General features: G+C 67.0%; 23 protein-coding genes. 13 read left to right on the forward strand and 10 right to left on the reverse strand.

What is annotated here, in order from left to right; genetic code table 11:
• Positions 1-73: 73 nt before the first annotated feature.
• Together AC3WTE_RS27365 and AC3WTE_RS27370 are read left to right on the forward strand one after the other, a co-directional pair.
• Entirely contained in the window at positions 74-652 is a 579-nt protein-coding gene (locus AC3WTE_RS27365; protein ID WP_492442642.1) for a sigma-70 family RNA polymerase sigma factor, read from the forward strand.
• The gene (locus tag AC3WTE_RS27370; RefSeq protein WP_492442643.1) at positions 645-1,880 is read left to right on the forward strand and encodes an anti-sigma-D factor RsdA; all 1,236 of its coding nucleotides are present in this window, start codon (positions 645-647) and stop codon (positions 1,878-1,880) included. The genes AC3WTE_RS27365 and AC3WTE_RS27370 overlap by 8 nt, the downstream gene beginning before the upstream one ends.
• A 136-nt stretch (positions 1,881-2,016) precedes the next feature.
• Here AC3WTE_RS27370 and AC3WTE_RS27375 read toward each other — a convergent pair whose 3' ends face one another.
• Positions 2,017-2,421: a DUF5319 domain-containing protein gene (locus AC3WTE_RS27375; RefSeq protein WP_020102483.1), complete on the reverse strand. Its 405-nt coding sequence runs from the start codon at positions 2,419-2,421 to the stop codon at positions 2,017-2,019.
• A gap of 142 nt (positions 2,422-2,563) precedes the next feature.
• Here AC3WTE_RS27375 and guaB point away from each other — a divergent pair, with 142 nt between their 5' ends.
• The 3 genes from guaB to AC3WTE_RS27390 all read left to right on the forward strand — a co-directional run bounded on the left by guaB (position 2,564) and on the right by AC3WTE_RS27390 (position 7,083).
• Positions 2,564-4,105 carry an IMP dehydrogenase gene (gene guaB, locus AC3WTE_RS27380; RefSeq protein ID WP_492442644.1) on the forward strand — a complete coding sequence of 514 codons (1,542 nt, stop codon included), beginning with the start codon at positions 2,564-2,566 and terminating at the stop codon, positions 4,103-4,105.
• A 46-nt stretch (positions 4,106-4,151) separates the two neighbouring features.
• Positions 4,152-5,291 (forward strand): GuaB3 family IMP dehydrogenase-related protein, encoded by a 1,140-nt coding sequence (locus AC3WTE_RS27385; protein ID WP_492442696.1) that lies wholly within the window; start codon positions 4,152-4,154, stop codon positions 5,289-5,291.
• Positions 5,292-5,358: 67 nt separating this feature from the next.
• Positions 5,359-7,083, forward strand: a complete 1,725-nt coding sequence (locus AC3WTE_RS27390; RefSeq protein WP_492442645.1) for a GMC family oxidoreductase N-terminal domain-containing protein — start codon at positions 5,359-5,361, stop codon at positions 7,081-7,083.
• A 27-nt stretch (positions 7,084-7,110) separates the two neighbouring features.
• On the opposite strand, the gene AC3WTE_RS27395 is transcribed toward AC3WTE_RS27390, so the two are convergent.
• From AC3WTE_RS27395 to AC3WTE_RS27405, 3 genes are all read right to left on the reverse strand, one after another.
• The gene (locus AC3WTE_RS27395) at positions 7,111-9,471 is read right to left on the reverse strand and encodes a glycoside hydrolase family 65 protein (RefSeq protein ID WP_492442646.1); all 2,361 of its coding nucleotides are present in this window, start codon (positions 9,469-9,471) and stop codon (positions 7,111-7,113) included.
• A gap of 8 nt (positions 9,472-9,479) precedes the next feature.
• Complete coding sequence (locus AC3WTE_RS27400; protein ID WP_492442647.1) at positions 9,480-10,214, reverse strand: beta-phosphoglucomutase family hydrolase; 735 nt, start codon at positions 10,212-10,214, stop codon at positions 9,480-9,482.
• Between the two features lie 70 nt (positions 10,215-10,284).
• The gene (locus AC3WTE_RS27405) at positions 10,285-11,160 is read right to left on the reverse strand and encodes a TauD/TfdA dioxygenase family protein (protein WP_492442648.1); all 876 of its coding nucleotides are present in this window, start codon (positions 11,158-11,160) and stop codon (positions 10,285-10,287) included.
• 67 nt (positions 11,161-11,227) lie between these two features.
• On the opposite strand from AC3WTE_RS27405, the gene AC3WTE_RS27410 reads away from it, so the two are divergent.
• The 4 genes from AC3WTE_RS27410 to ctaD all read left to right on the forward strand — a co-directional run bounded on the left by AC3WTE_RS27410 (position 11,228) and on the right by ctaD (position 15,674).
• Complete coding sequence (locus tag AC3WTE_RS27410; RefSeq protein WP_492442649.1) at positions 11,228-11,785, forward strand: TetR/AcrR family transcriptional regulator; 558 nt, start codon at positions 11,228-11,230, stop codon at positions 11,783-11,785.
• Between the two features lie 9 nt (positions 11,786-11,794).
• Positions 11,795-13,354 (forward strand): glutamine-hydrolyzing GMP synthase, encoded by a 1,560-nt coding sequence (guaA, locus tag AC3WTE_RS27415; protein ID WP_492442650.1) that lies wholly within the window; start codon positions 11,795-11,797, stop codon positions 13,352-13,354.
• Between the two features lie 131 nt (positions 13,355-13,485).
• Positions 13,486-13,782, forward strand: coding sequence for a hypothetical protein (locus tag AC3WTE_RS27420; RefSeq protein ID WP_492442651.1), 297 nt, complete (start codon positions 13,486-13,488; stop codon positions 13,780-13,782).
• 149 nt (positions 13,783-13,931) lie between these two features.
• Positions 13,932-15,674 carry an aa3-type cytochrome oxidase subunit I gene (ctaD, locus tag AC3WTE_RS27425; RefSeq protein ID WP_492442652.1) on the forward strand — a complete coding sequence of 581 codons (1,743 nt, stop codon included), beginning with the start codon at positions 13,932-13,934 and terminating at the stop codon, positions 15,672-15,674.
• Here the strand turns inward: ctaD and AC3WTE_RS27430 are convergent.
• Genes AC3WTE_RS27430 through AC3WTE_RS27440 form a run of 3 tightly spaced genes read right to left on the reverse strand, consistent with a single transcriptional unit; the run spans position 15,646 to position 19,507 of the window.
• Complete coding sequence (locus AC3WTE_RS27430; protein WP_492442653.1) at positions 15,646-17,556, reverse strand: zinc ribbon domain-containing protein; 1,911 nt, start codon at positions 17,554-17,556, stop codon at positions 15,646-15,648. The two genes, ctaD and AC3WTE_RS27430, sit on opposite strands and share 29 nt — an antisense overlap.
• Positions 17,553-19,184 (reverse strand): S53 family peptidase, encoded by a 1,632-nt coding sequence (locus AC3WTE_RS27435; protein ID WP_492442654.1) that lies wholly within the window; start codon positions 19,182-19,184, stop codon positions 17,553-17,555. The genes AC3WTE_RS27430 and AC3WTE_RS27435 overlap by 4 nt, the downstream gene beginning before the upstream one ends.
• A 59-nt stretch (positions 19,185-19,243) precedes the next feature.
• On the reverse strand, positions 19,244-19,507 hold the full coding sequence (locus AC3WTE_RS27440; RefSeq protein WP_492442655.1) for a hypothetical protein: 264 nt from the start codon (positions 19,505-19,507) through the stop codon (positions 19,244-19,246).
• Positions 19,508-19,714: 207 nt separating this feature from the next.
• Here AC3WTE_RS27440 and imuA' point away from each other — a divergent pair, with 207 nt between their 5' ends.
• The 4 genes from imuA' (at position 19,715) to AC3WTE_RS27460 (ending at position 23,166) form a co-directional block, all read left to right on the forward strand.
• Entirely contained in the window at positions 19,715-20,410 is a 696-nt protein-coding gene (gene imuA', locus AC3WTE_RS27445) for a DnaE2-dependent mutagenesis accessory factor ImuA' (protein ID WP_492442656.1), read from the forward strand.
• A 1-nt stretch (position 20,411) separates the two neighbouring features.
• Positions 20,412-21,980, forward strand: coding sequence for a DNA polymerase Y family protein (locus tag AC3WTE_RS27450; RefSeq protein WP_492442657.1), 1,569 nt, complete (start codon positions 20,412-20,414; stop codon positions 21,978-21,980).
• A 279-nt stretch (positions 21,981-22,259) separates the two neighbouring features.
• Entirely contained in the window at positions 22,260-22,691 is a 432-nt protein-coding gene (locus AC3WTE_RS27455; RefSeq protein WP_492442658.1) for a MarR family winged helix-turn-helix transcriptional regulator, read from the forward strand.
• Positions 22,692-22,743: 52 nt separating this feature from the next.
• Positions 22,744-23,166 (forward strand): organic hydroperoxide resistance protein, encoded by a 423-nt coding sequence (locus AC3WTE_RS27460; RefSeq protein ID WP_492442659.1) that lies wholly within the window; start codon positions 22,744-22,746, stop codon positions 23,164-23,166.
• Between the two features lie 59 nt (positions 23,167-23,225).
• Here AC3WTE_RS27460 and AC3WTE_RS27465 read toward each other — a convergent pair whose 3' ends face one another.
• The 3 genes from AC3WTE_RS27465 to AC3WTE_RS27475 are packed head-to-tail and all read right to left on the reverse strand — an operon-like array spanning position 23,226 to position 26,285.
• Complete coding sequence (locus AC3WTE_RS27465; protein ID WP_492442660.1) at positions 23,226-24,314, reverse strand: nucleoside hydrolase; 1,089 nt, start codon at positions 24,312-24,314, stop codon at positions 23,226-23,228.
• Positions 24,315-24,367: 53 nt separating this feature from the next.
• Positions 24,368-25,015, reverse strand: coding sequence for a helix-turn-helix domain-containing protein (locus AC3WTE_RS27470; RefSeq protein ID WP_492442661.1), 648 nt, complete (start codon positions 25,013-25,015; stop codon positions 24,368-24,370).
• Positions 24,969-26,285: an allantoate amidohydrolase gene (locus AC3WTE_RS27475; RefSeq protein WP_492442662.1), complete on the reverse strand. Its 1,317-nt coding sequence runs from the start codon at positions 26,283-26,285 to the stop codon at positions 24,969-24,971. Before AC3WTE_RS27475 ends, AC3WTE_RS27470 begins: the two co-directional genes overlap by 47 nt.
• Positions 26,286-26,288 lie beyond the last annotated feature (3 nt).

Genomic DNA, 26,288 nt, shown 5'->3' on the forward strand with positions numbered 1-26,288 from the left:
CCAGTCATTAATGTTGACCTGACATACCAACCGCGGCAACGCCTCGTCCGTAACGCTGGAGAATGCGCCCACGATGACATTTTCGGGAGATGGTCTCGATGCTGTCGTTGCTGATGCAGTTGCCGGCAATCGTGATGCGCTCCGCAAGGTGTTGGAAACCATCCGCCCGATCGTCGTTCGGTACTGCCGCGCGCGGTTCGGGGTCGGTGAACGACAGGGTGTTTCCGCAGACGATGTGGCTCAGGAGGTGTGTTTAGCTGTGATCACGGCGCTGCCGCGGTACAAGGACCAGGGACGGCCGTTCCTGGCTTTCGTGTACGGCATTGCCGCTCACAAGGTTGCTGACGCGCATCGTGCCGCCGGCCGCAACCGGGCTGAAGCCACCGATGATCTGCCGGACCGCCCGTCGAACGAACTGGGTCCGGAGCAGATGGCCATCGATGCCGACGCGGCTGCCCGGATGAACCGGTTGCTGGCGGTGCTGCCCGAGAAGCAGCGCGAAATCCTTATTCTGCGCGTCGTCGTCGGCATGAGCGCCGAAGAGACCGCCGAGGCCGTCGGCAGCACTGCCGGCGCGGTCCGCGTGGCTCAGCATCGGGCACTGGCCCGGTTGAAGGCCGAGATCGGTTCGAACGAGCGTGGCCATGCCTGACTCCGGACAGTGGTCTCCCAATGGCGGCGATCCCTCGCTCAACGAGATTCGGCGGGTCGACCGATTCTTCGACGCGCTCGCCGCCGACCAGCACGCGTACTCGACGGAATCTACGGAAGCCGAGCTCGCGTTCCTGTTCGCCGACTGGCGCGACAGTATCCGTGAACCCGCGGTGACGACGCCCGTCACGGCCCGCGACGCGGTGGCGGCCCTGCAGAATGGGTTGCACCGCAAGGAATCCCGGACCTCGCTGACGATCGTCGGGTCGGTCGCCGCGGCGCTGTTGTGCCTCGGCGGCTTCGGGACCGCGATCTACGCCGCCGGACCGAACTCCTCGCTGTACGGCCTGCACACCGCGATGTTCGGCACCGACAAGGCCAGCCGCGACGACCAGGTGATGCTGGCCGCGCAGACCGAGATGCAACAGGTGCAGCAGCTGATCGACAACGGTCAGTGGCAGCAGGCGCAGGACAAGTTGCAGGCCCTGGGCCCGAAAGTGCAGAGCGTCGATACCCCGGAGCACAAGCAACAGCTGATCCAGCAGTGGAATGCCTTGACCTACAAGGTGGTTGAGCAGAACCCCGCGGCCACTTTGCCGCCGCCGGGGGAGCCGCTGCCGGTCCTGCCGTCCTCGCCGCTGACGCTGCTGCCGGTCCCGGTGGTCGAGACGACGTCGACCTCTTCGAGCACGACGTCCAGCTCATCGACGACCACCTCGCCGTCCGACGCGACGTCGTCCACAACCACGACGCCGTCCACTGCGTCGACGTCGCCCTCGGATACGACGACGAGCTCGACGTCCCCGACCGAGCCGACGAGTTCTACGTCGGCGACGACGTCGGCGACGTCGTCGAGCACCTCGACATCGGCACCCTCGACATCGGCATCCACGGCCACGAGCACTTCTGCGCCATCGTCGGTGCCGTCCACTGAGACTGCGACCCATTCCGCAACCGTGCCGTCGAGCGAACCCGTCGTCACCAACCCGGCCACGGCGTCGCCCACACCCACGGCCACGGTTGCACCGTCGCCGACGCAGAACCCGGCGCCTGCCCAGACGGTCACGACCGTCGCCCCGACTGTCACATCGCCCGCGGTGACCACACCGGCGCAGACGGCGTCGGTCGCCCCGTCGACCAAGGAAACGCAGCAGCAGGAGCCGACGCGGGAGCGGTCGGTCACGACCACGACGGACGCGCCGTCCGGATCAGGACGCGGGCAGCACTGATTCACGCGGCCATTGGCCCGGCTGTTGAGTCGTTGACCCTGTAATGGCGGTACTGCTTACTCGATCTTTTACGCCCTCAGCGCAAGATCAACCGCAAACGCGCTGAACGTGATGTCCAGCACGTCAACAGAAAGAATCAGCGGTAGCCGTCGTGCTCGGAGGTCGCCTCGTTGAGCGACGCATCGGCGTAGCCGCGGCAGTAGTCCCACGTCACGTAAGCATCAGGCTCGGGATCGTAGGCGGGCTCATGGGGGCGGACGGTGCCGTCGACCAACAGCTGCAGGAGGTTGGCCCGCAGCATGTCCCAGTCGTGGTAGTGGTCCTGCTGGCATTCGTCACAACAGACGACGAGACCACGAATGCCCTTGTGTGCCAAGAGTGTTTCGTACACCGCCAGATCGGCGAGATCGGCCTCGACGGCCATGCGTTCCTGCGGGTCCAGGGGTTGTCCGGGCTCCAGTGCATCCAGAACGGCCGACGGATCCATCGGATCGTCGGCGAACGGGTCGGGTGGCAAGCCCGGCGGCAGGTGGTCACGCACAGCTCCACCCTACTTATCCCCCCTGGCGATGCGCCAGCCGTTACCCCGGCGTGCCGCTGCACAGCGGGTTCGGTGCACAGAGTCTGGGCCGATAGGATGGCTTTTTAGTTCCACGACTGTGTCTGCCCTGGAGGCCCCACCCATGTCGATCGCTGAAAGCAGCGTTCCCATCTCCGTTCCGGTGCCGACCGGCGGTGACGATCCGACCAAGGTTGCGATGCTCGGGCTGACCTTCGACGACGTCCTCCTGCTGCCCGCGGCGTCCGACATCATCCCGGCCACCGCCGACACGTCCAGCCAGTTGACTCGCAACATCCGGCTGCGGGTGCCGCTGGTCAGCTCGGCGATGGACACTGTCACCGAATCGCGCATGGCCATCGCGATGGCCCGCGCCGGTGGCATGGGTGTGCTGCACCGCAACCTGCCGGCCAGTGAGCAGGCCGCCCAGGTCGAGACCGTCAAGCGGTCCGAGGCCGGCATGGTCACCGATCCGGTGACGTGCTCGCCGGACAACACGCTGGCCGAGGTGGACGCCATGTGCGCCCGCTTCCGGATCTCGGGCCTGCCGGTCGTGGACAAGAACGGGCAGCTCGTCGGCATCATCACCAACCGCGATATGCGCTTCGAGGTCGACCAGGCCAAGCCGGTCGCCGAGGTGATGACCAAGGCTCCGCTGATCACCGCGCAGGAGGGTGTCTCCGCCGAGGCCGCGCTGGGCCTGCTGCGCCGGCACAAGATCGAGAAGCTGCCGATCGTCGACGGACACGGCAAGCTCACCGGGCTGATCACCGTCAAGGACTTCGTCAAGACCGAGCAGTTCCCGCTGGCCACCAAGGACAGCGACGGCCGGCTGCTGGTCGGTGCCGCCGTCGGCGTGGGTGACGATGCCTGGACCCGCGCCATGACGCTGGCCGACGCCGGCGTCGACGTGCTGATCGTGGACACCGCGCACGCCCACAACCGCGGTGTGCTGGACATGGTCGCCCGCCTCAAGAAGGCTGTCGGCGACAAGATCGAGGTCGTCGGTGGAAACGTCGCCACCCGGTCCGCCGCCGCCGCGCTGTGCGAGGCCGGTGCCGACGCGGTCAAGGTGGGTGTTGGACCCGGCTCCATCTGCACCACCCGCGTGATCGCCGGTGTCGGCGCTCCGCAGATCACGGCGATCTTGGAAGCTGTGGCGGCGACCAAGCCCTACGGCGTGCCCGTGATCGCCGACGGCGGTCTGCAGTACTCGGGCGACATCGCCAAGGCGCTGGCCGCCGGCGCCTCGACCGCGATGCTCGGGTCCCTGCTGGCCGGCACCGCCGAATCGCCGGGCGAGTTGATCTTCGTCAACGGCAAGCAGTTCAAGAGCTACCGCGGAATGGGATCGCTGGGCGCCATGCAGGGCCGCGGTCAGGGCAAGTCCTACTCCAAGGACCGCTACTTCCAGGACGATGTGCTCTCCGAAGACAAGCTGGTGCCCGAGGGTATCGAGGGCCGAGTGCCGTTCCGCGGTCCGCTGTCGACGGTGATCCATCAGCTCACCGGCGGTCTGCGGGCCGCCATGGGCTACACCGGCTCAGCCACCATCGAACAACTGCAGCAGGCGCAGTTCGTGCAGATCACTGCGGCGGGCTTGAAGGAAAGCCACCCGCACGACATCACGATGACCGTCGAAGCACCGAACTATTCCTCGCGCTGACCGCAGGCGCGCCAACTGACAGGAAACGACTACACACATGCGCGACATGGTTGAAATCGGCATGGGCCGGACCGCTCGTCGTACCTACGAACTCGACGACATCAACATCGTGCCGTCGCGGCGCACCCGCTCGAGCCAGGACGTGTCCACGGCCTGGCAGCTGGACGCCTACCGCTTCGAGATTCCGGTCCTGGCGCACCCGACGGACTCCCTGGTGTCGCCCGAGTTCGCCATCGAGATGGGCCGCCTCGGCGGGCTCGGCGTGCTCAACGGTGAAGGCCTGATCGGCCGGCACCGCAACGTCGAGGACAAGCTTGTCCAGGTGGTCGAGCTGGCGGAAAAAGAAGGCGACCCCGGCCTCGCATCCAGGGAGGCCGTCCGGCTGCTTCAGCAGCTCCACGCGGCCCCGCTGGATCCGGAGCTGCTCGGTGCCGCCGTGGCACGTGTTCGTGAAGCCGGTGTCACCACCGCGGTGCGCGTCAGCCCGCAGAACGCCCAGGCGCTGACCCCGACGCTGGTCGCGGCCGGCATCGACCTGCTGGTCATCCAGGGCACCATCATCTCGGCCGAGCGGGTGGCCCAGGACGGCGAGCCGCTCAACCTGAAGACGTTCATCTCCGAGCTGGACGTGCCGGTGGTCGCCGGTGGCGTGCTCGACCACCGCACCGCGCTGCACCTCATGCGCACCGGCGCGGCGGGTGTCATCGTCGGCTATGGCTCGACCTACGGCGCGACGACCAGTGACGAGGTCCTGGGCATCAGCGTGCCGATGGCGACGGCGATCGCCGACGCGGCTGCCGCCCGCCGCGAGTACCTCGACGAGACCGGCGGCCGCTACGTGCACGTGCTGGCCGACGGCGACATCCACACCTCGGGCGACCTGGCCAAGGCCATCGCCTGCGGCGCCGACGCGGTCCTGCTCGGCACCCCCTTGGCCGCTGCCGCCGAGGCGCCCGGCGACGGCTGGTTCTGGCCGGCGGCCGCCGCGCACCCGTCGCTGCCGCGCGGAGCCCTGCTGCAGGTCGCGCTCGGCGACCGTCCGTCGCTCGACCAGGTACTCAATGGCCCGTCCGACGACCCGTTCGGTTCGGTCAACCTGGTCGGCGGTCTGCGCCGGTCGATGGCCAAGGCCGGGTACTGCGACCTCAAGGAGTTCCAGAAGGTCGGCCTCACCGTCGGTAGCTAGTACCGGCGGTAGCAAGTTAGGCATACCTTGGTAGCTGGTTACCGAGCGGTAGGTCCATACTTCTGCCATGGAGCCTGACTACGACGTCTTGATCATCGGCTCGGGTTTCGGAGGCAGCGTCAGTGCCCTCCGGCTCACCGAGAAGGGTTACCGCGTTGGCGTGTTGGAGGCCGGCCCCCGGTACTCCGACGCAGACTTCGCCAAAACCTCATGGGACCTACGAAAGTTCTTGTGGGCGCCCAAGTTCGGGATGTATGGCATCCAGCGAATCCACCTGCTGCGCAACGTGATGATCCTGGCCGGTGCGGGCGTCGGCGGCGGTTCGCTGAACTACGCCAACACGCTCTACATCCCGCCGGACCCGTTCTTCAACGACCCCCAGTGGAAGAACATCACCGACTGGCGGGCCGAATTGATGCCGCACTACGAGCAGGCTCAGCGCATGCTCGGTGTGGTCAAGAACCCGACGTTCACCGACGCGGACAAGATCATCAAAGAGGTCGCCGAGGACATGGGCTGCGCCGACACGTTCGTGTCGACGCCCGTCGGCGTGTTCTTCGGACCCGACGGTGAGAAGACGCCGGGCAAGACGGTGCCGGATCCCTACTTCGGCGGGGCGGGCCCGGCGCGCACCGGCTGCATCGAGTGCGGCGAGTGCATGACCGGCTGCCGGCACGGCGCCAAGAACACGTTGGTGAAGAACTACCTCGGGCTTGCGGAAAAGGCTGGGGCGCAGGTACATCCGTTGACCACGGTGACCAGCTTCCAGCAGCGCGGCGACGGGCTGTGGGAGGTGGCGACCCGCCGCACCAACGGCCGGGTGCGCCGCGGCAAGCGGACCTTCACCGCCAAGTACCTGATCGTCGCGGCCGGGACGTACAACACCCAGAAGCTGCTGTTCAAGGTGCGGGATAGTGGAAAGTTGGCCAAGCTTTCCGATCGTCTCGGCGTGCTGACCCGGACCAACTCCGAGTCCATCGTGGGCGCCCAGACCCGCGAGGTGCGCACGGACATGGATTTGACGCACGGCGTGGCGATCACCTCGTCCATCCACCCGACACCGGACACCCACATCGAACCCGTGCGGTACGGCAAGGGCTCCAACGCGATGGGCATGCTGCAGACGCTCATGACCGATGGCGCCGGCCCCCAGGGCACCGACGTACCGCGGTGGAAGCAGTTCCTGAACCAGGCCGGCGAGGACCCGCGTGAGCTGATCCGCCTGCTCAACCCCCAGCATTGGAGCGAGCGCACGGTGATCGCGCTGGTGATGCAGCACCTCGACAACTCGATCACCACCTTCACCAAGCGCGGGCCCGGTGGCGTCCGGATCATGTCCTCCAAGCAGGGTCACGGCGAGCCCAATCCGACCTGGATCCCGGTCGGCAACGAGGCAACCCGGCGGATGGCCGAGAAGGTCGGCGGCATCGCCGGCGGCACTTGGGGCGAGTTGTTCAACATCCCGCTGACCGCCCACTTCCTGGGCGGCGCGGCGATCGGTGACAGTGCGGCGACCGGCGTCATCGACCCATACCATCGCGTCTACAACTACCCGACGCTGTTCGTCACCGACGGCGCCGCGATTTCGGCGAATCTCGGTGTGAATCCGTCGCTTTCGATTGCGGCGCAGGCCGAGCGGGCGGCGTCGCTGTGGCCGAACAAGGGGCAGGACGACGCGCGTCCGGCACAGGGCGAGCCCTACCGGCGGATCGAGCCGGTGGCACCGGACCGTCCCGTCGTGCCGGCCGACGCCCCCGGCGCGCTGCGCCGGTTGCCGATCACCCCGGTCTGACAGGGAATCGTGCACAAATCGCGGGGATCAGTCGGTGCGCACGCGCCGGCGAGTCGGTGCTCGGCCGGGCGGCTGCGGTGGCGGGGGGAGCAGTGACTGCCGTGGCTTGACGTCGACGACGGTCGGCTCGCGGGTACTCAGGGTGAGGTCGGCGCCGGCATGCCGGATTGTCAGGGTGGAGTCGGGGCCGTCGCGCAGGGTGTACGTCACCTCGTTGTGCGTCGCGTCGACGGTGATCCGAAATTCCCTCCACCGCAACCGAAACCGGAGCCGCGAGAGGCTGTCGGGGAGGTGTGGGTCGAGCGCGAGGATGCCTTCGTCGTCGCGCAGACCACCGAATCCGGCGACCAGAGCGATCCAGGCACCGGCCAGGGATGCCATGTGCAGCCCGTCTCGAGTGTTGTGGTGCAGATCGCGAAGGTCGATCAAGGCCGCCTCGTAGGCATAGTCGTGCGCCAATTCCAGGTGACCGACTTCGGCGCACATCACGGCCTGGGTGCACGCCGACAGCGACGAATCCCGGACGGTGCGCCGCTCGTAGTAGTCGACGTTGTGCGCCTTCTGCTGGGCGGTGAAGGCGTGGCCTTGCCACTGCATGGCCAGCACCACGTCGGCCTGCTTGATCACCTGCGCCGGGTACAGCCGCACGTAGGGGTAATGCAGCAACAGGGGGTACGCGGTGTCGGGTGAGAATTCCCATTCCGCGAACGTGGTGAAGCCTTCACACTGCGGATGCACGGCGAGCTCGTCGTCGTAGGGGATGTGCGCCGCGGCTGCGGCATCGCGCCAGGCGGCGGTCTCCTCGGTGGTCACACCCATCGCGTAGGCGTTGTCGGGATGCCGCGAGCACGCGTCGGCGGCGATGCGCAGGTTGTGTGCCGCCATCAGATTGGTGAAGACGTTGTCGCGCGCCATCGCGGTGTACTCGTCGGGGCCGGTGACGCCGTCGAGATGCCAGACGCCGTTCCGGTCGTGGTGTCCCAGCGATATCCACAACCGAGCGGTTTCCACCAGGACGGACAGCCCGCAGTCGAGTTCCAGGGATTGGTCACCGGTGGCGTTGCGGTAGCGTTCGAACGCCATCGCGATGTCGGCATTGACGTGCCATGCCGCGGTTCCGGCCGGCCAGTAGGCCGAGCACTCGGATCCGGATATCGTGCGCCACGGGAAGCTCGCGCCACGCAAATCCAGTTCGGCCGCACGCCTTTTCGCCAAGTCCAGCGTCGAGGCGCGCCACCGCAGGGCGTCGGCGACGGTATGGGGTTTCGTGTAGGTGAGCACCGGAAGCACGAAACCTTCGGTGTCCCAGAAAGCGTGACCGTCGTAGCCGGTCCCGGTGAGCCCCTTGCCGCCGATCGCGCGACATTCGGCGCGGGCGCTGGCCTGGAGCACGTGGAACAGCCCGAACCGCACGGCCTGCTGGCAGTCGGGGTCGCCGTCGACCTCGACGTCGGCGCTGTCCCAGAACTCGTCGAGATAGGTGCGCTGCAGGTCCAGCAGACCCTGCCACCCGCTGTAGTGGGCACCGGCCAGCGCACCGGCGACCTGGTCTCGCAGCGCGGGCCGCGACCGCAGGCTGGACCAGCCGTAGGCCAGATACTTCACGATGCGCAGTTGTTGTCCGGGGCGGAGCCCACAGATCACGGTGGTGCGCGCCAGATCGGGGCGCGCGTCGGTGGTCACCTCGACGCGGCCGGGTACCTCGATCTCGTGGTCCATGGCGGCGGCCATCATCAGGCCACTGCGCTTGGTCTCGTGGATCAGCAGGCCGCTGTGGTCGTTGTGTTCGTGGTGTATCGCCTGCAGCGGATCGGCGAGGGCCGTCGCCACGCGTGGGTCCGATGAGGTTCGCGGTTGATCCTCGTTGGCGACCAGCTCCGATTGCACTGTGATGCGGGCGAATTCGTCGATGACCTCGACGATGTACTCGATGGCCGCGACGCTGCGCTGGACCAGTGAGACCAGCCGGACCGACTTGACCCGCACCTGCTTTCCGGCCGGTGACCGCCAGTGCACGGTGCGGGAGAGGGTCCCGGCGCGCAGATCCAGAACTCTCTCGTGGTTGATGAGTTCGCCGTACCGGACGTCGAAAGGCTCGTCGTCGACCAGCAGGCGCACGATCTTGCCGTTGGTGATGTCGACGGTGGTCTCGCCGCCCTGGGGGTAGCCGAATCCACTCTCGGCATACGGCAGCGGCCGGGTCTCGTAGAACGAGTTGAGATAGGTGCCGGGCAGTCCGTGCGGTTCGCCTTCGTCCAGATTTCCGCGAAAACCGATGTGCCCGTTGGACAATGCGAATACGGATTCCGACTGCGCCAACAGATCGAGGTCCAGTTGTGTCTCGCGGACCTGCCATGGCTCGACGGGAAAAGCGTCCTGGGTGATCATCGGGCGGCCTACAGCAGGTCGGCCAGATCGCTGACTACGACGTCCGCGCCACTGTCGCGCAGCTGCGCGGCTTGATCGGCCCTGTCCACACCGACGACGTAACCGAACCGGCCGTTTCGTCCCGCTTCGACGCCGGCCAACGCGTCTTCGAACACGGCGGCCGCTGCTGGTTCGACTCCCAACAGTTGTGCCGCCCTCAGGTAGGAGTCCGGTGCCGGTTTCCCCGCGATGTGCTCGTCCCGCAGCGTCAGTCCGTCGACCCGCTGCTGGACGAACTGGGACAGCCCGGTGGCATCGAGCACCTGACGGGTGTTGGCGCTCGACGACACGACGGCGACGCCGAGTCCGGCGGCGGTAACCGCCTCCACATATCGCCGGGACCCGGTGAACGCCTCGATACCTTCGTCGTGCAGCACCTTCTGGAACATCTCGTTTTTGCGGTTGCCCAGGCCGGCCACCGTCTCGGCGTCCGGCGAGTCGTCCGGGTTGCCGTCAGGAAGTTCGATGCCCCGGCTGTGCAGAAACGACCGGACGCCATCCTGACGTGGCTTGCCGTCGACGTACCGCAGGTAGTCGTCGTGGCTGTCGAACGGGACGAACTGTTCGCCGCTGCGTTCGGCGCGTTGCCGCAGGTAGTCGTCGAACATCGCCTTCCAGGCCTTCTTGTGCACGCTCGCGGTGTCCGTCAGGACACCGTCGAGGTCGAACAGGCAGGCGTGCACGGCTTTGGGGAGACCCAGCATGGTTGTTCTTTCGGTCGGGAGTGGTCCTGCTGTGTCCTTTCCCGCTTTTCGGCCCGGTTATTCGTCGGCGCTACGCCGCGCTGATCACACGGCTCGGTGCCCCGTGGACGTCGACCGGCACATCACCGGTCAGCGTGACACGGTGCATCAGCCGGTGCTGGCCGTCGTAGTCGTCGACGGCGCGGTGCTGGGTGGCCCGGTTGTCCCACATCGCGACGTCTCCGGCCTGCCAGTCCCAGCGAACGGTGTTCTCCGGCATGGTGATTCGGCGCTGCAGCAGCTCAAGTAGCGCAGCTGACTCGTAGCTGTCCAGGCCGACGAAGCCGCGGACGAAATTGCCGGCGAGCAGCGTGCGTTCGCCGGTCTCGGGGTGAATACGCACCACCGGATGCTCCGTGCGGAAGTCGGGCTTCTGGAACGCTTCCATGTAGCCGCGCTGTTCGTCGCTCAGTCCCCGGACATCGATGACGTCCTTGATGTAATCGAACCGGTTGGAGTGAATTGCCCGGAGGTTTTCGACCAGCGCCTTGAGCGGCGCGGGCAGCGCGTCGTAGGCCGCGGCGGTGGAGGCCCAGAGGGTGGAACCGCCGTAGGTGGGCAGGGTGACCGCGCGCAGGATCGACGCCGAGGGATAGTCGGGCATGAACGTGACGTCGGTGTGCCAGCGGGTGGCCTTGCCGTACTCCGAATCGATCGGGGCGATCTTCGGTGCGTCGGCGCTCTTCATCGAGTGATGCCCGACCAGGTCGCCCATCAGTTCCCCGAAGGCCTGCTGCTGTGCGTCGTCGAGCTGGTCTTGGCCGCGGAAGAAGACGACCTTGTGTTCGAGGAGCGCGGCGCGAATCTCGGCGACGGTCTCGGGGGACAAGTCACCGCCCAGTCGCACGCCGTCGACGACGGCGCCGATCTTGCTGGTCAGTTTGGTGACGGTGAGTGCGGAGGCCATCAGGTTCCTTTCCGAGGATTGGCGCTGTAGTCGCTTGACTACAGCGCATGGACGCTAGTGTAGCCACATGACTACGGGTGTGCCAGTGGGCCGGGATGAAGTCGTCGCTGCCGTGCTCGAGGCCGCAGCCGAGCTGTTCGCCGCTCGCGGACCTGCGGCGACGTCGATCCGGGACATCGCCGCGAAGTCCAACGTCAACCACGGGCTGGTGTTCCGGCACCTCGGCTCCAAAGAAAAGCTGGTCGGAGCGGTGCTGGACCACCTGGGCCAGCGACTCAGGGAACTGATCGAGGCCGGGGCGCCGGCCGAGGTGATCGACGCCGCGCTGGATCAGCAGCTGCGGGTGATCGCCCGGGCCGCGCTCGACGGCTACCCGGTGGGGGAGTTGCAGACCACATTTCCCAATATGACGCGGCTGCTCGACGACTTCCTGCCCCGCTACGCCGACGAGAACCAGGCCCGGCTCGCGGTGGGCAACATCATTGCGCTGCAACTGGGTTGGCGGCTGCTCGGGTCATTCTTGCGGCCGGCGCTGGGGCTCGGTCAGATGACCGACGACGAGGTTCGTGCGGCCGTGGGCGCGGCGGCCGAGCGGCTGGCTGAGCCCCCGGACGTCCACCACTAGACTGGGCGGGTGCAAACACCAGCATCACAGCCCGTCCTGGTCATCGATTTCGGCGCGCAGTACGCGCAGCTGATCGCCCGCCGGGTCCGGGAGGCGCGGGTTTTCTCCGAGGTCCTGCCGCACACGGCGACGGTCGAGGACATCAAGGCCAAGAACCCGCAGGCCATCGTGCTGTCCGGTGGCCCGTCCAGCGTCTACGACGAGGGTGCTCCGCAACTGGACGCGGCGATCTTCGACCTCGGGGTCCCGGTGTTCGGCATTTGCTACGGGTTCCAGGCCATGGCCCAGGCGCTCGGCGGCACCGTTGCGCACACCGGCACCAGTGAATACGGCCGGACCGAGCTGAAAGTCACTGGCGGAGAATTGCATTCAGGGCTGCCCGACACGCAGCCGGTGTGGATGAGCCACGGTGACGCGGTCACCGCGGCGCCCGCCGGGTTCGACGTGGTGGCCAGCAGCTCTGGCGCTCCGGTCGCCGCATTCGAGGACCGGGCCCGCAAGCTGGCAGGCGTCCAGTACCACCCCGAGGTGCTGCACTCCCCGCACGGCCAGCAGGTGCTCAGCCGGTTCCTGCACGACTTCGCCGGTATCGGCGCGACCTGGACCGCCGCCAATATCGCCGACCAGCTCGTCGAGCAGGTCCGCGAGCAGATCGGTGACGGCCAGGCCATCTGCGGACTGTCCGGCGGCGTCGACTCGGCGGTGGCCGCCGCGCTGGTGCAGCGCGCCATCGGCGACCGGCTGACCTGCGTGTTCGTCGACCACGGCCTGCTGCGCGCCGGTGAGCGCGAACAGGTCGAGCGCGACTTCGTCGCCGCCACCGGCGCCAAGCTGGTCACCGTCGACGAGGCCGACCGCTTCCTCGACGCACTCTCCGGGGTGACCAACCCCGAAGGCAAGCGCAAGATCATTGGGCGCGAATTCATCCGCGCGTTCGAGGGTGCGGTGCGCGACACCTTGGGATCGAGCGAGGCCGAGGTCGAATTCCTGGTGCAGGGCACGCTCTACCCGGACGTCGTGGAATCCGGCGGCGGCACCGGGACCGCCAACATCAAGAGCCACCACAACGTCGGCGGACTGCCCGAGGATCTGAAGTTCAAACTCGTCGAGCCGCTGCGGCTGCTGTTCAAGGACGAGGTGCGGGCCGTCGGCCGCGAACTGGGCCTGCCCGAGGAAATCGTTGGGCGCCAGCCGTTCCCGGGCCCGGGCCTGGGCATCCGCATCGTCGGCGAGGTGACCGGTCCCCGGCTGGAGACGCTGCGCCGTGCCGACTCGATCGCGCGCGAGGAGCTGACCGCCGCAGGCCAGGACCAGACCATCTGGCAGTGCCCGGTGGTGCTGCTGGCCGACGTGCGCTCGGTCGGTGTGCAGGGCGACGGACGGACGTACGGGCATCCGATCGTGCTGCGTCCGGTTTCCAGCGAGGACGCCATGACCGCAGACTGGACCCGGGTGCCTTACGACGTGCTGGAACGTATTTCGACCCGCATCACCAACGAGGTGCCCGAGGTCAACCGCGTGGTCCTGGACATCACCAGCAAGCCGCCGGGCACCATCGAGTGGGAATGAGGCCCTAGCTCTATCGGGTTGATGACCTTCGTCCCTTTCAGAGTGGTTCCCGGTGGCGGAACCATGAAGGGGCGTTGCTCGGTGTCCGTGCCGCTGGCACTGCGGGCAACGCAGGACGTAGAGGTGTTCCGATGGGTCAAATTGCTGAATCTGCTTGTTCCGCAAGTGGATTTCGACGCTACGCGCCCAAGGCTGTCGCGGCCGCCGGTGCGATCGTCGCGCTAGGCGTTCTCACGACTGCCTGCGGCGGTAACCAGTCCCCGCCGGGCAAGACCACGTCCACGACGACGACCACCACCACATCGTCGCAGGTCCCTGTGTCACCGACCCAGAAGTCGATCGACCCGTCGGGGCCGAATTCCTTTACGCCGTCGGTGTTGGCGCCGCCGCCGCAAACGGCGCTGCCCGGGGTGCATCACAACTTCTGATCTCCAGTCGTGTTGGGACTTTTGGCCCTGCCCTGACTGCCCACCCAATCAATAGCCTTCGTGGAGGGCGATTCAGAGAGGGTGGTGGCGGTGGTGCAATTGGCAAGCGGCCCGGGCCGCAGCGGTAGTCCGGTTGTCGGTGGGCTCTCATGACGGCAGAAGCGCCTCCGGTCGCACAACTTCAGGCCCGTCGGCCCTTCCCGGAACGGATGGGGCCTACGGGCAACCTGATCTACAAGCTGGTCTCCACCACCGATCACAAGATGATCGGGATGATGTACTGCGTCGCCTGCTTCATCTTTTTCTTCATCGGTGGCCTGATGGCGCTGTTCATCCGTGCCGAGCTGGCCCTGCCGGGTCTGCAGTTCTTGTCCAATGAGCAGTACAACCAGATGTTCACCATGCACGGCACGGCGATGCTGCTGTTCTACGCCACCCCGATCGTGTTCGGGTTCGCCAACCTGGTGCTGCCGCTGCAGATCGGTGCCCCGGATGTGGCGTTCCCGCGCCTGAACGCGCTGTCCTTCTGGCTTTTCGTTTTCGGTGCGCTGATCGCGCTGTCGGGCTTCCTCACTCCCACTGGTGCCGCTGACTTCGGCTGGACCGCCTATACCCCGTTGTCGGATGCGGTCCACTCACCGGGTGCGGGTGCCGACCTGTGGATCGTCGGCCTGGCCGTCGGTGGTCTGGGCACCATCCTGGGCGCGGTCAACATGATCACCACCGTGGTCTGCCTGCGTTGCCCGGGTATGACGATGTTCCGGATGCCGATCTTCACCTGGAACGTCTTCATCACTTCGATCCTCGTGCTGATGATCTTCCCGCTGCTGACCGCTGCCCTGCTCGCGCTGGCCGCCGACCGCCACCTCGGCGCCCACGTCTACGATGCGGCCAACGGCGGAATGATGCTCTACCAGCACCTGTTCTGGTTCTTCGGCCATCCCGAGGTGTACGTCATCGCGCTGCCGTTCTTCGGCATCGTCAGCGAGATCATTCCGGTGTTCGCCCGCAAGCCGATCTTCGGCTATACAACCCTGGTCTATGCCACGATGAGCATCGCGGCACTGTCCATGGGCGTGTGGGCGCACCACATGTACGCCACGGGTGCGGTGCTGCTGCCGTTCTTCTCGTTCATGACATTCCTGATCGCGGTGCCGACCGGTATCAAGTTCTTCAACTGGATCGGCACCATGTGGAAGGGGCAGTTGACGTTCGAGACGCCGATGCTGTTCACCGCGGGCTTCCTGGTCACGTTCCTGCTCGGTGGTCTGTCGGGCGTGCTGTTGGCCAGCCCGCCGCTGGACTTCCACGTCACCGACTCGTATTTCGTTGTGGCACATTTCCATTACGTGCTGTTCGGCACAATTGTCTTCGCCACCTACGCGGGCATCTACTTCTGGTTCCCGAAGATGACGGGCCGGCTGCTCGACGAGCGCCTGGGCAAACTGCACTTCTGGCTGACCTTCATCGGCTTCCACACCACTTTCCTGGTGCAGCACTGGCTGGGCAATAGCGGTATGCCACGTCGGTACGCCGACTACCTGCCCACCGACGGTTTCACCACGCTGAACATCATCTCGACCATCGGTGCCTTCATCCTGGGCGTATCCACGCTGCCCTTCGTGTGGAACGTGTTCAAGAGCTGGCGCTACGGCGAACCGGTGTTGGTCGACGACCCGTGGGGTCACGGCAACTCCCTGGAGTGGGCCACCAGCTGCCCGCCGCCGCGGCACAACTTCACCGAGCTGCCCCGGATCCGTTCGGAGCGACCGGCGTTCGAGCTGCACTACCCGCACATGGTCGAGCGGATGCGCGCCGAGGCCCACATCGGCCGGAGCCATACGGCCGATGAACCTTCGACGCTCATCGCGGAGGGTCGCCCCGCCAGCTGAAGCTGTTGACGTACTGGCCCATGTCCAGGGCCAGTTGCAGGCCGACGGCGGACGGTTTCCCGGAGCCGAAGTCCGGCCCGAAGCGGTGGTACGGGCCGCTCGCCGCGGCGATCAGCGCCAGGTCGTTCTTGACGGCGACCAGCACCAGCAGCCGCATCCGGGCGAATCTGCGGCTTGCGCCCTGCGGATACCAGTCGGCGACGACGCCGTAGCCCGCCTGGTATCCCACCATGGCGTTCGGGACTTCATACGCGGTCTTGGCGTCCGGATAGGACGATGTGATCAGCTCGTTCGCAATGTCTTTCGGCTGCCGTCCGTTCGCGGGCCGGCTGAACAACTGCAGCATCCCACCGTCGCCGGCCAGCAGCTTCGCCAGGACGCCGTGGTCGTCCTTGGTCACCTCATAGGCTGATCCGGCGGCCGGGTAGGCGACGCTGAACGAGCCGTCGTGTGCGGTGAACCGGGGGTTGATGGTCACCGGCTGGCCCATGGGCGGATGCCCGCACTCGGGTGGGCACACGTAGCGCACCGCCGGCTTCTCCAGCAGTCCGGAGACGCCGACGAGAAGCGCGGCCACCACCACGGCGGCGAGGACGAACACCAGTGCCACCTGAACGCGTTTCGTGGTTCGGGTCGGTGTTGCCGAGTAGGACGTGGCATGCAGCGAATAGCCGGGAAGGAGTCCGACCGCCATGCTGTCGGCGGGTACCGGACGATCGCTGCGTTGACCATGGCGAGCGGCCCGCGACGAGGCCCGGGTGGCGGCACCGCAAGCCGCGCAGAACGGGGCGTCGGGCACCACGTGGCCGCACTGGGCGCACAGCAGCGGCTCGTCCATGTTGTAGTCGTCGTGGGCTTCGTGCAGGAGTGCCAGGTGCAGTCCGACACGCAATGCCAGCAGTGCTAGGAGGGTGAGCGCGAAATACATTGCCAGTTGGGCCAGCTGGGGCAGCTGGACCATGTCGATCAGGCCGAGCAGGGCGTAGACCACACCGACGACCACTGCGATCAGGGTCAGCGTCAACCGGACGTAACCGCGGTGTTGGTGTGCCTTGTTCGGTGGTCGGGTGAACCACAGTGCCGCACCGATCAGACCGCCGACGGTGGCCGCGATGATCGGAGTGGCCAGGCCGCGGATTCCGGCTTCGACCAGCAGGCCCAGCATGGGGCGGTCGCGGTTGACCATGCCCGTGCCGAACTGCGGGGCCAGTCGGGTCAGGGTTGTCGCCGCGGTGAAATAGATGGCGGCGTGGGCACCGATGGCGTAGCCGTGCAAGGCTTCTCGATGGCCTGGCCGGAGCAGGCGGATCACCAGCGTGGGTACCTGCATCAGCAGGAGGCCGCCGAGCGTGATTCCCACGCCGGTGCGCAGCATGCGGGCTGCGGCGATGCCGGCGCCGAGCGGGATGCCGTAGGACCTCGCGACCGCTGCTCCGGTGAGCAGCGCCCAGCCGACGCCGAGGGCGATGGCGAGACCGGTGGTGAGCCACAGATTGCCGCGGGGTGCGTCTTTGTTGAATTCGGATTCCCGTAGATAGATTCCGAAGATCACGGGCAGCCCCAGGACCGCGACCGCAACCAGCGCGCCGGGTAGGCGGAGCATCGCGGTGGCGGCCAGTGCCAGTACCAGAGCGATGAGCCCGATCATGAACGACGTGCGTGACCGCGGGGACAGGTGCGGGAACAGCGAACTGGTGATCGAGAGGCGAAGCAGATGCTGTCCGGGGGCGGCGCTGAACGACCGGGCCCGCAACCAGTGCGGCCCGTCGTGGCGGTGTTCGCGCAGCGGTGCACCGCACAGGCCGCAGTACTCGCCGGCCGGGACGTCCAGCTGGCAGACCTCGCACTCCATCATCGGCCGGTCTTCGAGCTGCGTGCTCATTGCGTCACCTTCTGCAACAGCAACAGGTCGGCCGCCAGGTTCTCCAGGTTCGGGGTGCCGAGGCCGCTCACCAGGTCGTAGCCGGGTCCTGCGGTGTCAACGGCGTTGCCGCCCAAGGTGACATCGCGGAAAGCCGGGTGGGGAGCGCCGGTGGCGATGCGATACAGCGGTGGATTGAGGGCGCCGACCGGTCGGCCTCCGTTCGAGATGAGGTGCTGATTCATGACGGCGGTCAGCCCGGCCCAGATCGGGGCGGCCTGTGAGGTGCCGCCGCCGACGACAACCTCTTTGCCGACAACGATTTTCATGCCGGTGTAGGGGTCGGCGACGGCTGAGATGTCCGGCGTCATGCGCTTCCCGGCACTGCGCTTCGGGTCGACCTGGGTCGCCGCGGCCGCCTGCCAGCGCGGCTGGTCGAACAGGGCGGAGACCCCACCACCGGTGCCCTGGGAGAGGGGGACGTTGAACCAGGCCTGTTCGTCCACCCATTGGCCGTCGGCGTCGGTGGACAGGGTGCTGCCGCCGACGTTGGTCATCTCGGGCAGTGACGCCACCGAATCCAGGCCGACATCACCTGAGCCGGGCGGTGAATCCCAGTCATCGCCGCCTTTGCATTCCAGTCCGGCCAGGTCGCCGCTGGCGTCAAAGGCCGTGGTGCCGTGTGCTTCCGCGGTGGCCAACGCCGAGCGGACGGGCGCGAGGTCGGCGGCGGTGGTCAGCTTGTCGCAACCCCAGCCGATCGACAGGCTCCAGATGGCGCCGGGGAAGTCGCGGTCGGTCTGCTCGAACATCTCGCCGATCTTCAGATAGGCGCTTTCACCGGCGACGGTGGGACGGGCGTTGACGACGACCAGCTGGGCGTCGGGTGCGATGGCATGGATCACCTCGAGATCCATGGTGGTCTCGCCGTGGTCGTCGCCGGGCTTCCCGCCGACGAGTATCGGGGTGAATTTGGGTAGGCCGAAGGTGGTGGCGAACTGGTCCAGGTCGTCCTGGTCGTAGCCGTTGAAGGCGAAGACCACCACTGTGGTGCCCTTACCGGTGTAGCCGGCGGCGGCCAGCTTGTCGGCGCGGTAGGCGCTGAGCAGGTGGCTCGGGGTCAGGCCGCGTTCGGGCACCCCGAGCGGCCGGGGTGGCGGGGTGGATTCGTGATGCGGCGTGTAGCTGAGGATCCGGCCCAATTCGGTGACCGTGCCGTGCAATTCGGTGGGAAGCCGGGGCTGTTGCGGTGCGGCGTAGAACTCCTGCCCACGCCGGCCGCGGTAGTCGTGCACCTGGACGTCGAAGGCGGTGCCCATGTCGCCGGGATCGCCTTCGATGACGGCCCAGTTGTCACCCGGCCGCCATCGGACCGAAAGCCGTTGTAGATCAGCCCAATTGATCAGTGCATCGGGCCGATCATCGGCATCGAGCGTGGCGGTGAGCCGAACGCGTTGCGGATGCGCGAGTCCGAGATCGGTCGAGGAGGCCAGCAGCGACGCGAACGGACCGTCGATGGCGCCTGACGGTAGGTCTGACGCCGCACTCGGCCGGCCCGGGATGGGTAGGGCGAAGACCAGAGCCAAGGTGGCGACAAGGGGCAGGGCCAACAGCCATCGCTGTGACGGTGTCCGAGTCCGCGGTGGCATATAGCAACGGTAGCGCTTACCCGGATTCTGTTGAGCCCTTGGATTACCGGGGCCTGGGGTCAGTTGCGGTGGGTGCCCGGGGTGGCGGTGGGCGCCGGGTTGGCGGTGACCGACGGTGTGAACAGGTTGCCGCCGTTGGGGTTGATCGACTTCTCGGTCGGGGTGACCGCCGATGTCGTCGTCGTGGTCGTCGTGGTGGTGGACGACGGCGTCTCGGGAGCTTTCTTTTCTCCGCCACAGCCGGCGGTGAGGCCGATCATGGCGATGAGTGCGGTGCCGCCGGCGGCAGCGGTGACGCGGTGGACCAGACGATTCGAACGCACGGTGTATGCCTTCCACTAGCGCAACGGTCCACCAAGCCCGAGCGGGATTCCAGACCTATTCCAGTTACGAGCGTACAGGTCAGAGCGCTGGGACGGCGGCGATGTGAGTCGTCGGCAGCTTGACCGTGTCGGTGGGTGGGTGTTTACTCACGATATCGAACAGATATTCGAATTCGGGCAGTGTCTGGTGGTGTTGGAGGTGTTGTTGTGGCGGCTGTGACCAGTCTGGCGAATAGTCGGATTGACCGCGCTGACCAGCTGGAACAGCTCCGGCGCAAGATCGCCGAGATGTCTGGACCAGCAGGTTTGCGGAGCCGGGACCGGGGTCGGTCGGAGCCGGCCCCGAAGGCGGTTGGGAGTTTGCTGGAACCGCCGGATTCCCAGTCTGATCTGCTACCTGAGGTGTTGCCCCGTGGCACCGTCGCAGTGCTCTCGGGGGCCCGGTCGTTGCCATTGCGGATGGTGGCTGCGGTGACGGCGTCCGGTGGGTATGCGGCCATCGTCGGTCAGCCCAAGGTCGGGCTGTTGGCTGCGGTGGAGATGGGAGCCGATCTGGAACGCATCGCGCTCATCCCGGATCCGGGACCGGATCCCGTGGAGGTGGCCGCGGTGCTCATGGACGGACTCGACCTGGTGCTGCTCGGCCTGGGCGGCAAGTCCGTTCCGGCCGGGCGGGCACGGGTGGTGGCGTCCCGGGCCCGGCAGCGCGAGTGCACTCTGCTGGTCACCGATGGCGACTGGCCGGGGGCGACAGTACGGCTGGAGGCCCGGGTCCGCGGGTATGAGGTGGTCGGCGCGGGAACTGGAGACCCGGTGCCGGGGTGTGGGCGGATAGGCCGGGTACGGCTGGACACGCGAGCCCGAGGCCGCTCGGTGCGTCCGCTCCGAGCGGTGGGTGGGTGAGATGTCCCGGGTGCTGGCCATCTGGTGCATGGACTGGCCCGCGGTGGCGGCGGCAGTAGCCGCCGGACTGCCGGTGACCGAACCGGTGGCGGTCACTCTGGCGAACCGGGTGGCGGCCTGTTCGGCGTCGGCGCGGGCGTCGGGGGTGCGAAGGGGGTTACGGCGCAGGGAGGCTCAGGCCCGCTGCCCGCAATTGCACGTCGCCACAGCCGATCCGGCCCGGGACGCCCGTCATTTCGAGGGGGTGACGGCTGCGGTCGACGAGGTGGTGCCGCGCGCGGAGGTACTGCGGCCGGGACTGCTGGTGTTGCCGGTGCGTGGGGCGGCCCGGTATTTCGGGTCTGAGCAGACCGCGGCCGAGCGGTTGGTCGACGCGGTGGGCGCGGCCGGGGTCGAATGCCAGGTGGGTATCGCCGATCAGCTGCCCACCGCGGTGTTCGCCGCCCGGGCCGGACGGATCCTCGCGCCGGGGGAGGACGCGCAGTTTCTCGCCGGACTGTCCATCCGGCAACTGGCCACCGAACCGAGCCTGTCCGGTGACGGCCGGGAGGAGCTGGCGGACTTGTTGTGGCGCATGGGTATCCGAACTATCGGGCAGTTCGCCGCGCTGTCCCGGACCGACGTGGGGTCCCGGTTCGGTACCGACGCGGTGGTCGCACACCGGTTCGCCCGGGGCGAACCGGACCGTCGACCGGCAGGCCCGGAGACGCCGTCGGATCTCGATGCTGTGATGGACTGCGACCCGCCCGTCGACAGGGTGGACGCGGCGGCGTTCGCCGGACGCTCGTTGGCCGGCAGGCTACACCGCAGCCTGGAGTCTGCGGGGGTGGGCTGTACTCGGCTGGCGATCGATGCGGTGACCGCCAATGGCGAAGAATTGCAACGGGTTTGGCGTTGTGCCGAGCCGCTGACCGAGGACGCCACCGCGGACCGGGTGCGGTGGCAACTGGACGGCTGGTTGACCAGGCGGGGCCTGGGTGGCGCCGGTCCCACTGCGCCCATCACGGTGCTGCGACTGCATCCGGTCGAGGTGGTCTCGGCTGCGGCGCTGCAGCTGCCGTTGTGGGGATCCTCCGGCGATGACGACCGGATGCGGGCTCGACGAGCGCTGGTGCGGGTCCAGGGTCTGCTGGGGCCGGAGGCGGTGCAGGTGCCGGTGCTCAGCGGCGGGCGGGGGCCGGCCGAGCGCATCACGCTCACCCCGCTGGGAGATGAGGTGGTGCCGCTGAATGATCCGACGCAACCCTGGCCGGGGCGGCTACCGGAGCCGGCCCCGGTGGTCCTGTTGGATGATCCAGTGGAACTTGTTGATGCACGCGGTGATTCGGTCCGGGTCACGGACCGGGGCATGTTCTCCACGGATCCTGTGGGGCTGACGGGGTCGGGCTATCGCGGGGTGTTGCGCTGGTGGACGGGACCATGGCCGGTCGACGAACGCTGGTGGGATCCGGAGCGGGGGAAAGGACGCACGGCTCGAGCCCAGGTGTTGCTCGGGGGCGATGAGGAGAGCCGTGCGCTGCTGCTGTGTTACCGACAGCGGCGGTGGTACGTGGAGGGGGTCTATGAATGACCTAGCCATACGTTCGTGAGTGTCGGTGTCTCGCGGTCGGACCTGGCGTTCGAACCACTGGTTGTCCGATCGCTTCCTATGACGAATGTGCAGGTTCGGGTCGATATTTCGCAGATCCACCGGCCAAAGCTGCACATTCGTCGTAGCACCCGCTGGGAGACAGATAGACCGCCGGGCAACACCGGAAGCAATCTGAACTGACGGCATCTCCGGGGCTGCCGGGAAACGATGTAGAGATTTATATTGTGCACAATTGAATTGTGAGCTACAGTTCTGTATGTGGACGCACTCGCCTTGGACCGCCAGCTCTGCTTCGCCTTGTACTCGGCGTCGCGGGCCATGACGGCGGCCTACCGGCCGATCCTGTCCGACCTGAATCTCACCTACCCGCAGTACCTGGTGCTGCTGGTGTTGTGGGAAGACGGTCGGGTCACGGTCGGGCGGCTGGGTGAGCGGCTGCAGCTGGATTCGGGGACTCTCTCACCGCTACTGAAACGGTTGGAAGTCAATGGATTCATCCGTCGAGAACGGTCGCAGCACGACGAGCGTCAGGTCGAGGTAACCCTCACCCCGGCCGGCCGCAAACTCGAAGCCAAGGCCCAGTGCATTCCCGAAAAACTGGGTGCCCAGGCCGGCGTCACCGAACAGGAAGCAGCGGACCTGCGTGACGCGATCCGCCGATTGACCGATGCGCTGACCGCATCGCACTGATTTACCGACGCACCCCGCGTCACCAGCACCAACCAACTACAAGGAGATCGACATGAAGGCGCTCTACACCGCAGAAGCCCTGGCCACCGGCGAAGGTCGCGACGGCCACGGCCGCACCTCGGACGGCAAGCTCGACCTCGACCTGGCCATCCCGAAGGAGATGGGCGGCAGCGGTAACGGCACCAACCCCGAGCAGCTGTTCGCCATCGGTTACGCCGCCTGCTACCACTCGGCGCTGCGTCTGGTCGCTCGCGAGGCCAAGGCGGATGTCACCGATTCGTCTGTGGGGGCACGGGTTTCGCTCGGGCAGCTGGACAACGGCGGGTTTGGCCTGGCGGTCGAGCTGGAGATCACGCTGCCCAACCTGGACCACGACGCTGCCCAGGCGCTGGCGGACAAGGCCCACCAGGTGTGCCCCTACTCCAATGCCACCCGCGGCAACATCGACGTCACGATCACCGTCACCGACGACTGATCGCGGCAGTGCCGACTGGCCACTTGCGAAGCACCTTGTCGCAGGTGGTCATTCGGCGTCTAGGGGAGTCCCGCGGCGAACCTGCCGACGCGCTCGATGAACCGGTCGAAGAACGCCACCGGGTCGACCTCGACCCCGATGTGGGCATTGGGATGACGTCCCCAATGTCCGCGCCAGTCGGCCACCGTCATGCCGCGGGTCAGCGTGCCGAGTAGTTCCACGTCGACCGTCGCCTGCTGGTACCGGACGATATCCGGATCCAGGGCCACCGCCGCCGCGAGCGGGTCGTGCAGGTGCGCCAGGTAGCCCTCGCCCTGGTCGAAATGGAACTCGAAATAGAACCGCATGGCGTCTTCCAGCACCCGGATCAGCGCGTTGGACGACGTGGACCGCGTCCCGCGATCGTCCAACACGCTCATCGGCGATGACGGTCCGCCCGCTGCGGTCGCCAGCCGGCTCAGCAGCGACGGTGTCATCGCGATGTTCTCGGTCAGGTTGAGCCCCAGCACAATCGGCAGATGTGTCGGATCCTCCAGGCCCCACGCCGCGCTCCAGACCGAGAACACCTCGGCAGCGGCCTCCGGGTCGACACTGATGTTCCATTCGGACACCGGCGTGGTGTTGCCCCGGTAGTCGAAGGCGCCGCCCATGATCACGAGCCGACGCAGCAGCCGGGGGAGTGCTGGTTCCAGGCGCAGTGCCAGCGCGAAGTTGGTCAACGGACCGGTGACCAGGCCGACCAGCTCGCCGGGGTACTCGCGTGCGGCCTGGATCCACGCCTCGGCTGCGTCGTACTCGGTGAGCACGCCGCCGGTCGCCGATTCTGGATTCGGTTCGGGCAGTTCGGCGTAACCCAACCCTCGTGGGCCGTGGGTGTCCTCCGCCGTGCGCAACGGCGCGACCAGCGGAACACTCGAGCCCCGCGACACCGGGATGGGCCCGGCGCCGCACAGCTGCAGCAACCCCAGGTTGTTGACGCACACCTGGTCCACTGGGACGTTGCCCGCGGTGGACGCGATGCCGACCAATTCGGCGTCGGCGCTGGACAGAAGGTAGGCCAGCGCCATCGCATCGTCGACGCCGGTGTCGACGTCAGCAAAAACCGGCTGCACCCTGGCCCGGCCGGTGGGAAGTAAGCCCCCAGTCATGTCGCCAACCATAGGGGCCTACGAGGCAACGGGCATTTCGATTGACCGTTCGCTCAGATCGCGCCGTCGGGGAAGGCGATGACCGACACAAAGCGGATCGGCAACCGGATCAGGCGTGTCGGCCCGTGGACGCCTTCGCCGTCGAACTGCAGCGAGTCGCCGGGCTCGAGCCGATATTCGGAGTGGCCATGGCCGTAGTCCATGACGCCGTCCAGCATGTAGATGAATTCGGTCCCGGGATGCTGGAACAGCGGATAGACCTCGCTGTCCTCCGTGAGCGTCACCATCAGGCACTCCAGCCGCTTGTGTTCGCCGCGCAGTCCGCCCAGTAGTTGGTACTCATGACCGGCCTGAGAACCGCTGCGGATGATCGGGGTGCCTTTTCCGGCTTTGACGAACGACGCCGGCCGCTCGGTGTCGGCGCCACGAAACAGGTACGTCACCGGCACGTCGAAACCTTTGGACAGCAGCGCCAGGGTGCTCAGCGAGCACGACGTCTGGGCGTTCTCGATCTTGGACAGCATGGCCTTGGAGATGCCGATGCGGCTTGCCATGTCACCGACGGAGAGGCCTGAATTGTGGCGCAGCTGGCGAACATTGCGCGCGATGGCCACTTCGAGCTCGAGCTCCTCGACCTTGTCCTCCGGTCTGCGGTCACGAGTGGTGCCCGCATTGCGGAGTAGCGTTTCGTCGTTCCCCATCTGTTAACCGTAACGCATCAGCGTCCACTGTCAGTGGACAACTCGCGGTCGCGCCCGCTTGCTCGAATCGAGATTCGATGAGGTGCTGCACACCGTCGGCAAGGGCCAACGCGCCGGCTTCGGCATCGGTATCCTCCACGGCCTCCGCGGGTGCGTGTGAAACCCCAGTGGGGTTGCGTACGAACAACATCGCGGTACTGGTGAAGTTCTTCAGCACCCCTGCGTCGTGTCCGGCGCCGGTGCCCAGTATCGGCGCCTCATCGAGAACTGTGCTCAGGGTGTCGCGCAGCTGTGAGTCGAAATCAACTGTGGCGCTGAACGATTCCTCGATCATCGTGACGCCGCATCCTTCATGACGGGCGGCAGCATTGGCCGCCTCGGCGATCTGGTGCACCAAGAACTTGGTCACCGAGTCATCGGGGTGACGCACGTCGAGCCAGATATCCACACGGGAGGCGATGACGTTGGTGCCGCCCGGAATCGGGATGATCCGTCCGACGGTGGCTCTCGCGCCGCTGATGGCACTTGCTTGTTCCTGGACGGCGAGGACCAGCCGGGCGGCGGCGACCATGGGATCGGAGCGGTCCGACATCAGTGTGGTGCCGGCGTGGTTGCCTTCACCGGTGAAGGACAGGCGCCATCGTCCGTGACCGAGGATCGACGATGCGACGGCGACGGGTCGGCCGAGGTCCACCAAACCGCGGCCCTGTTCGACATGGAGCTCCACGAATGTTCCGATCCGCGAGAGCGTTTCCGGGTCCGGCCCCATCCGGGCCGGATCGAATCCGGCACGACGGCTTGCCTCGGCGAAGGTGGTGCCGCCGCTGTCGGTCAGCGAGAGGGCCCGGCCCGGATCGATCGCCCCGGTCAGCAGCCGCGAGCCCAAGCACGCGACGCCGAAGCGGGAGCCTTCCTCCTCGGGGAACACCGCGATGGCCCGGCGACCGCCGACGCCGCGGGCGGCCAGCAGATCGAACGCGACCAATGCGGAGGCGACCCCGAGTGGTCCGTCATACGCGCCGCCTCCAGGCACCGAATCAAGGTGGCTGCCGGTGACGACCGCGTTGTCGCCGACCCCGCCGTCCCACGCCCAGATGATCCCGTTGCGGTCCGTCTCGACATCGAGACCGCGCTTGGCCGCGTGCGCCATGAACCAGGCACGCAGGTCGAGCTCGGCAGTCGAATAGACCGGCCGGCTGTAGCCGCCGCGCTGGCTGTCGACGCCGGTGTCGGCAATCTCGGCCAGCAGAGAGGAGACGGTGTCAGGCATGAA

The sequence above is a fragment of the Mycobacterium sp. FW102-FHT13B02 genome (genome assembly GCF_058790275.1).

Excerpts from the sequence above, each read along its gene's own strand:
- AC3WTE_RS27365 (WP_492442642.1), top strand. The coding sequence starts at position 74 with ATGACATTTTCGGGAGATGGTCTCGATGCTGTCGTTGCTGATGCAGTT.
- AC3WTE_RS27475 (WP_492442662.1), bottom strand. The coding sequence starts at position 26,285 with ATGCCTGACACCGTCTCCTCTCTGCTGGCCGAGATTGCCGACACCGGC.
- guaB (WP_492442644.1), top strand. The coding sequence starts at position 2,564 with ATGTCGATCGCTGAAAGCAGCGTTCCCATCTCCGTTCCGGTGCCGACC.
- AC3WTE_RS27370 (WP_492442643.1), top strand. The coding sequence starts at position 645 with ATGCCTGACTCCGGACAGTGGTCTCCCAATGGCGGCGATCCCTCGCTC.
- AC3WTE_RS27430 (WP_492442653.1), bottom strand. The coding sequence starts at position 17,556 with ATGAGCACGCAGCTCGAAGACCGGCCGATGATGGAGTGCGAGGTCTGC.
- AC3WTE_RS27405 (WP_492442648.1), bottom strand. The coding sequence starts at position 11,160 with ATGGCCTCCGCACTCACCGTCACCAAACTGACCAGCAAGATCGGCGCC.
- AC3WTE_RS27395 (WP_492442646.1), bottom strand. The coding sequence starts at position 9,471 with ATGATCACCCAGGACGCTTTTCCCGTCGAGCCATGGCAGGTCCGCGAG.
- AC3WTE_RS27460 (WP_492442659.1), top strand. The coding sequence starts at position 22,744 with ATGAAGGCGCTCTACACCGCAGAAGCCCTGGCCACCGGCGAAGGTCGC.
- AC3WTE_RS27465 (WP_492442660.1), bottom strand. The coding sequence starts at position 24,314 with ATGACTGGGGGCTTACTTCCCACCGGCCGGGCCAGGGTGCAGCCGGTT.
- AC3WTE_RS27435 (WP_492442654.1), bottom strand. The coding sequence starts at position 19,184 with ATGCCACCGCGGACTCGGACACCGTCACAGCGATGGCTGTTGGCCCTG.
- AC3WTE_RS27385 (WP_492442696.1), top strand. The coding sequence starts at position 4,152 with ATGGTTGAAATCGGCATGGGCCGGACCGCTCGTCGTACCTACGAACTC.
- AC3WTE_RS27400 (WP_492442647.1), bottom strand. The coding sequence starts at position 10,214 with ATGCTGGGTCTCCCCAAAGCCGTGCACGCCTGCCTGTTCGACCTCGAC.
- AC3WTE_RS27410 (WP_492442649.1), top strand. The coding sequence starts at position 11,228 with ATGACTACGGGTGTGCCAGTGGGCCGGGATGAAGTCGTCGCTGCCGTG.
- ctaD (WP_492442652.1), top strand. The coding sequence starts at position 13,932 with ATGACGGCAGAAGCGCCTCCGGTCGCACAACTTCAGGCCCGTCGGCCC.
- AC3WTE_RS27390 (WP_492442645.1), top strand. The coding sequence starts at position 5,359 with ATGGAGCCTGACTACGACGTCTTGATCATCGGCTCGGGTTTCGGAGGC.
- AC3WTE_RS27420 (WP_492442651.1), top strand. The coding sequence starts at position 13,486 with ATGGGTCAAATTGCTGAATCTGCTTGTTCCGCAAGTGGATTTCGACGC.
- AC3WTE_RS27470 (WP_492442661.1), bottom strand. The coding sequence starts at position 25,015 with ATGGGGAACGACGAAACGCTACTCCGCAATGCGGGCACCACTCGTGAC.
- AC3WTE_RS27450 (WP_492442657.1), top strand. The coding sequence starts at position 20,412 with ATGTCCCGGGTGCTGGCCATCTGGTGCATGGACTGGCCCGCGGTGGCG.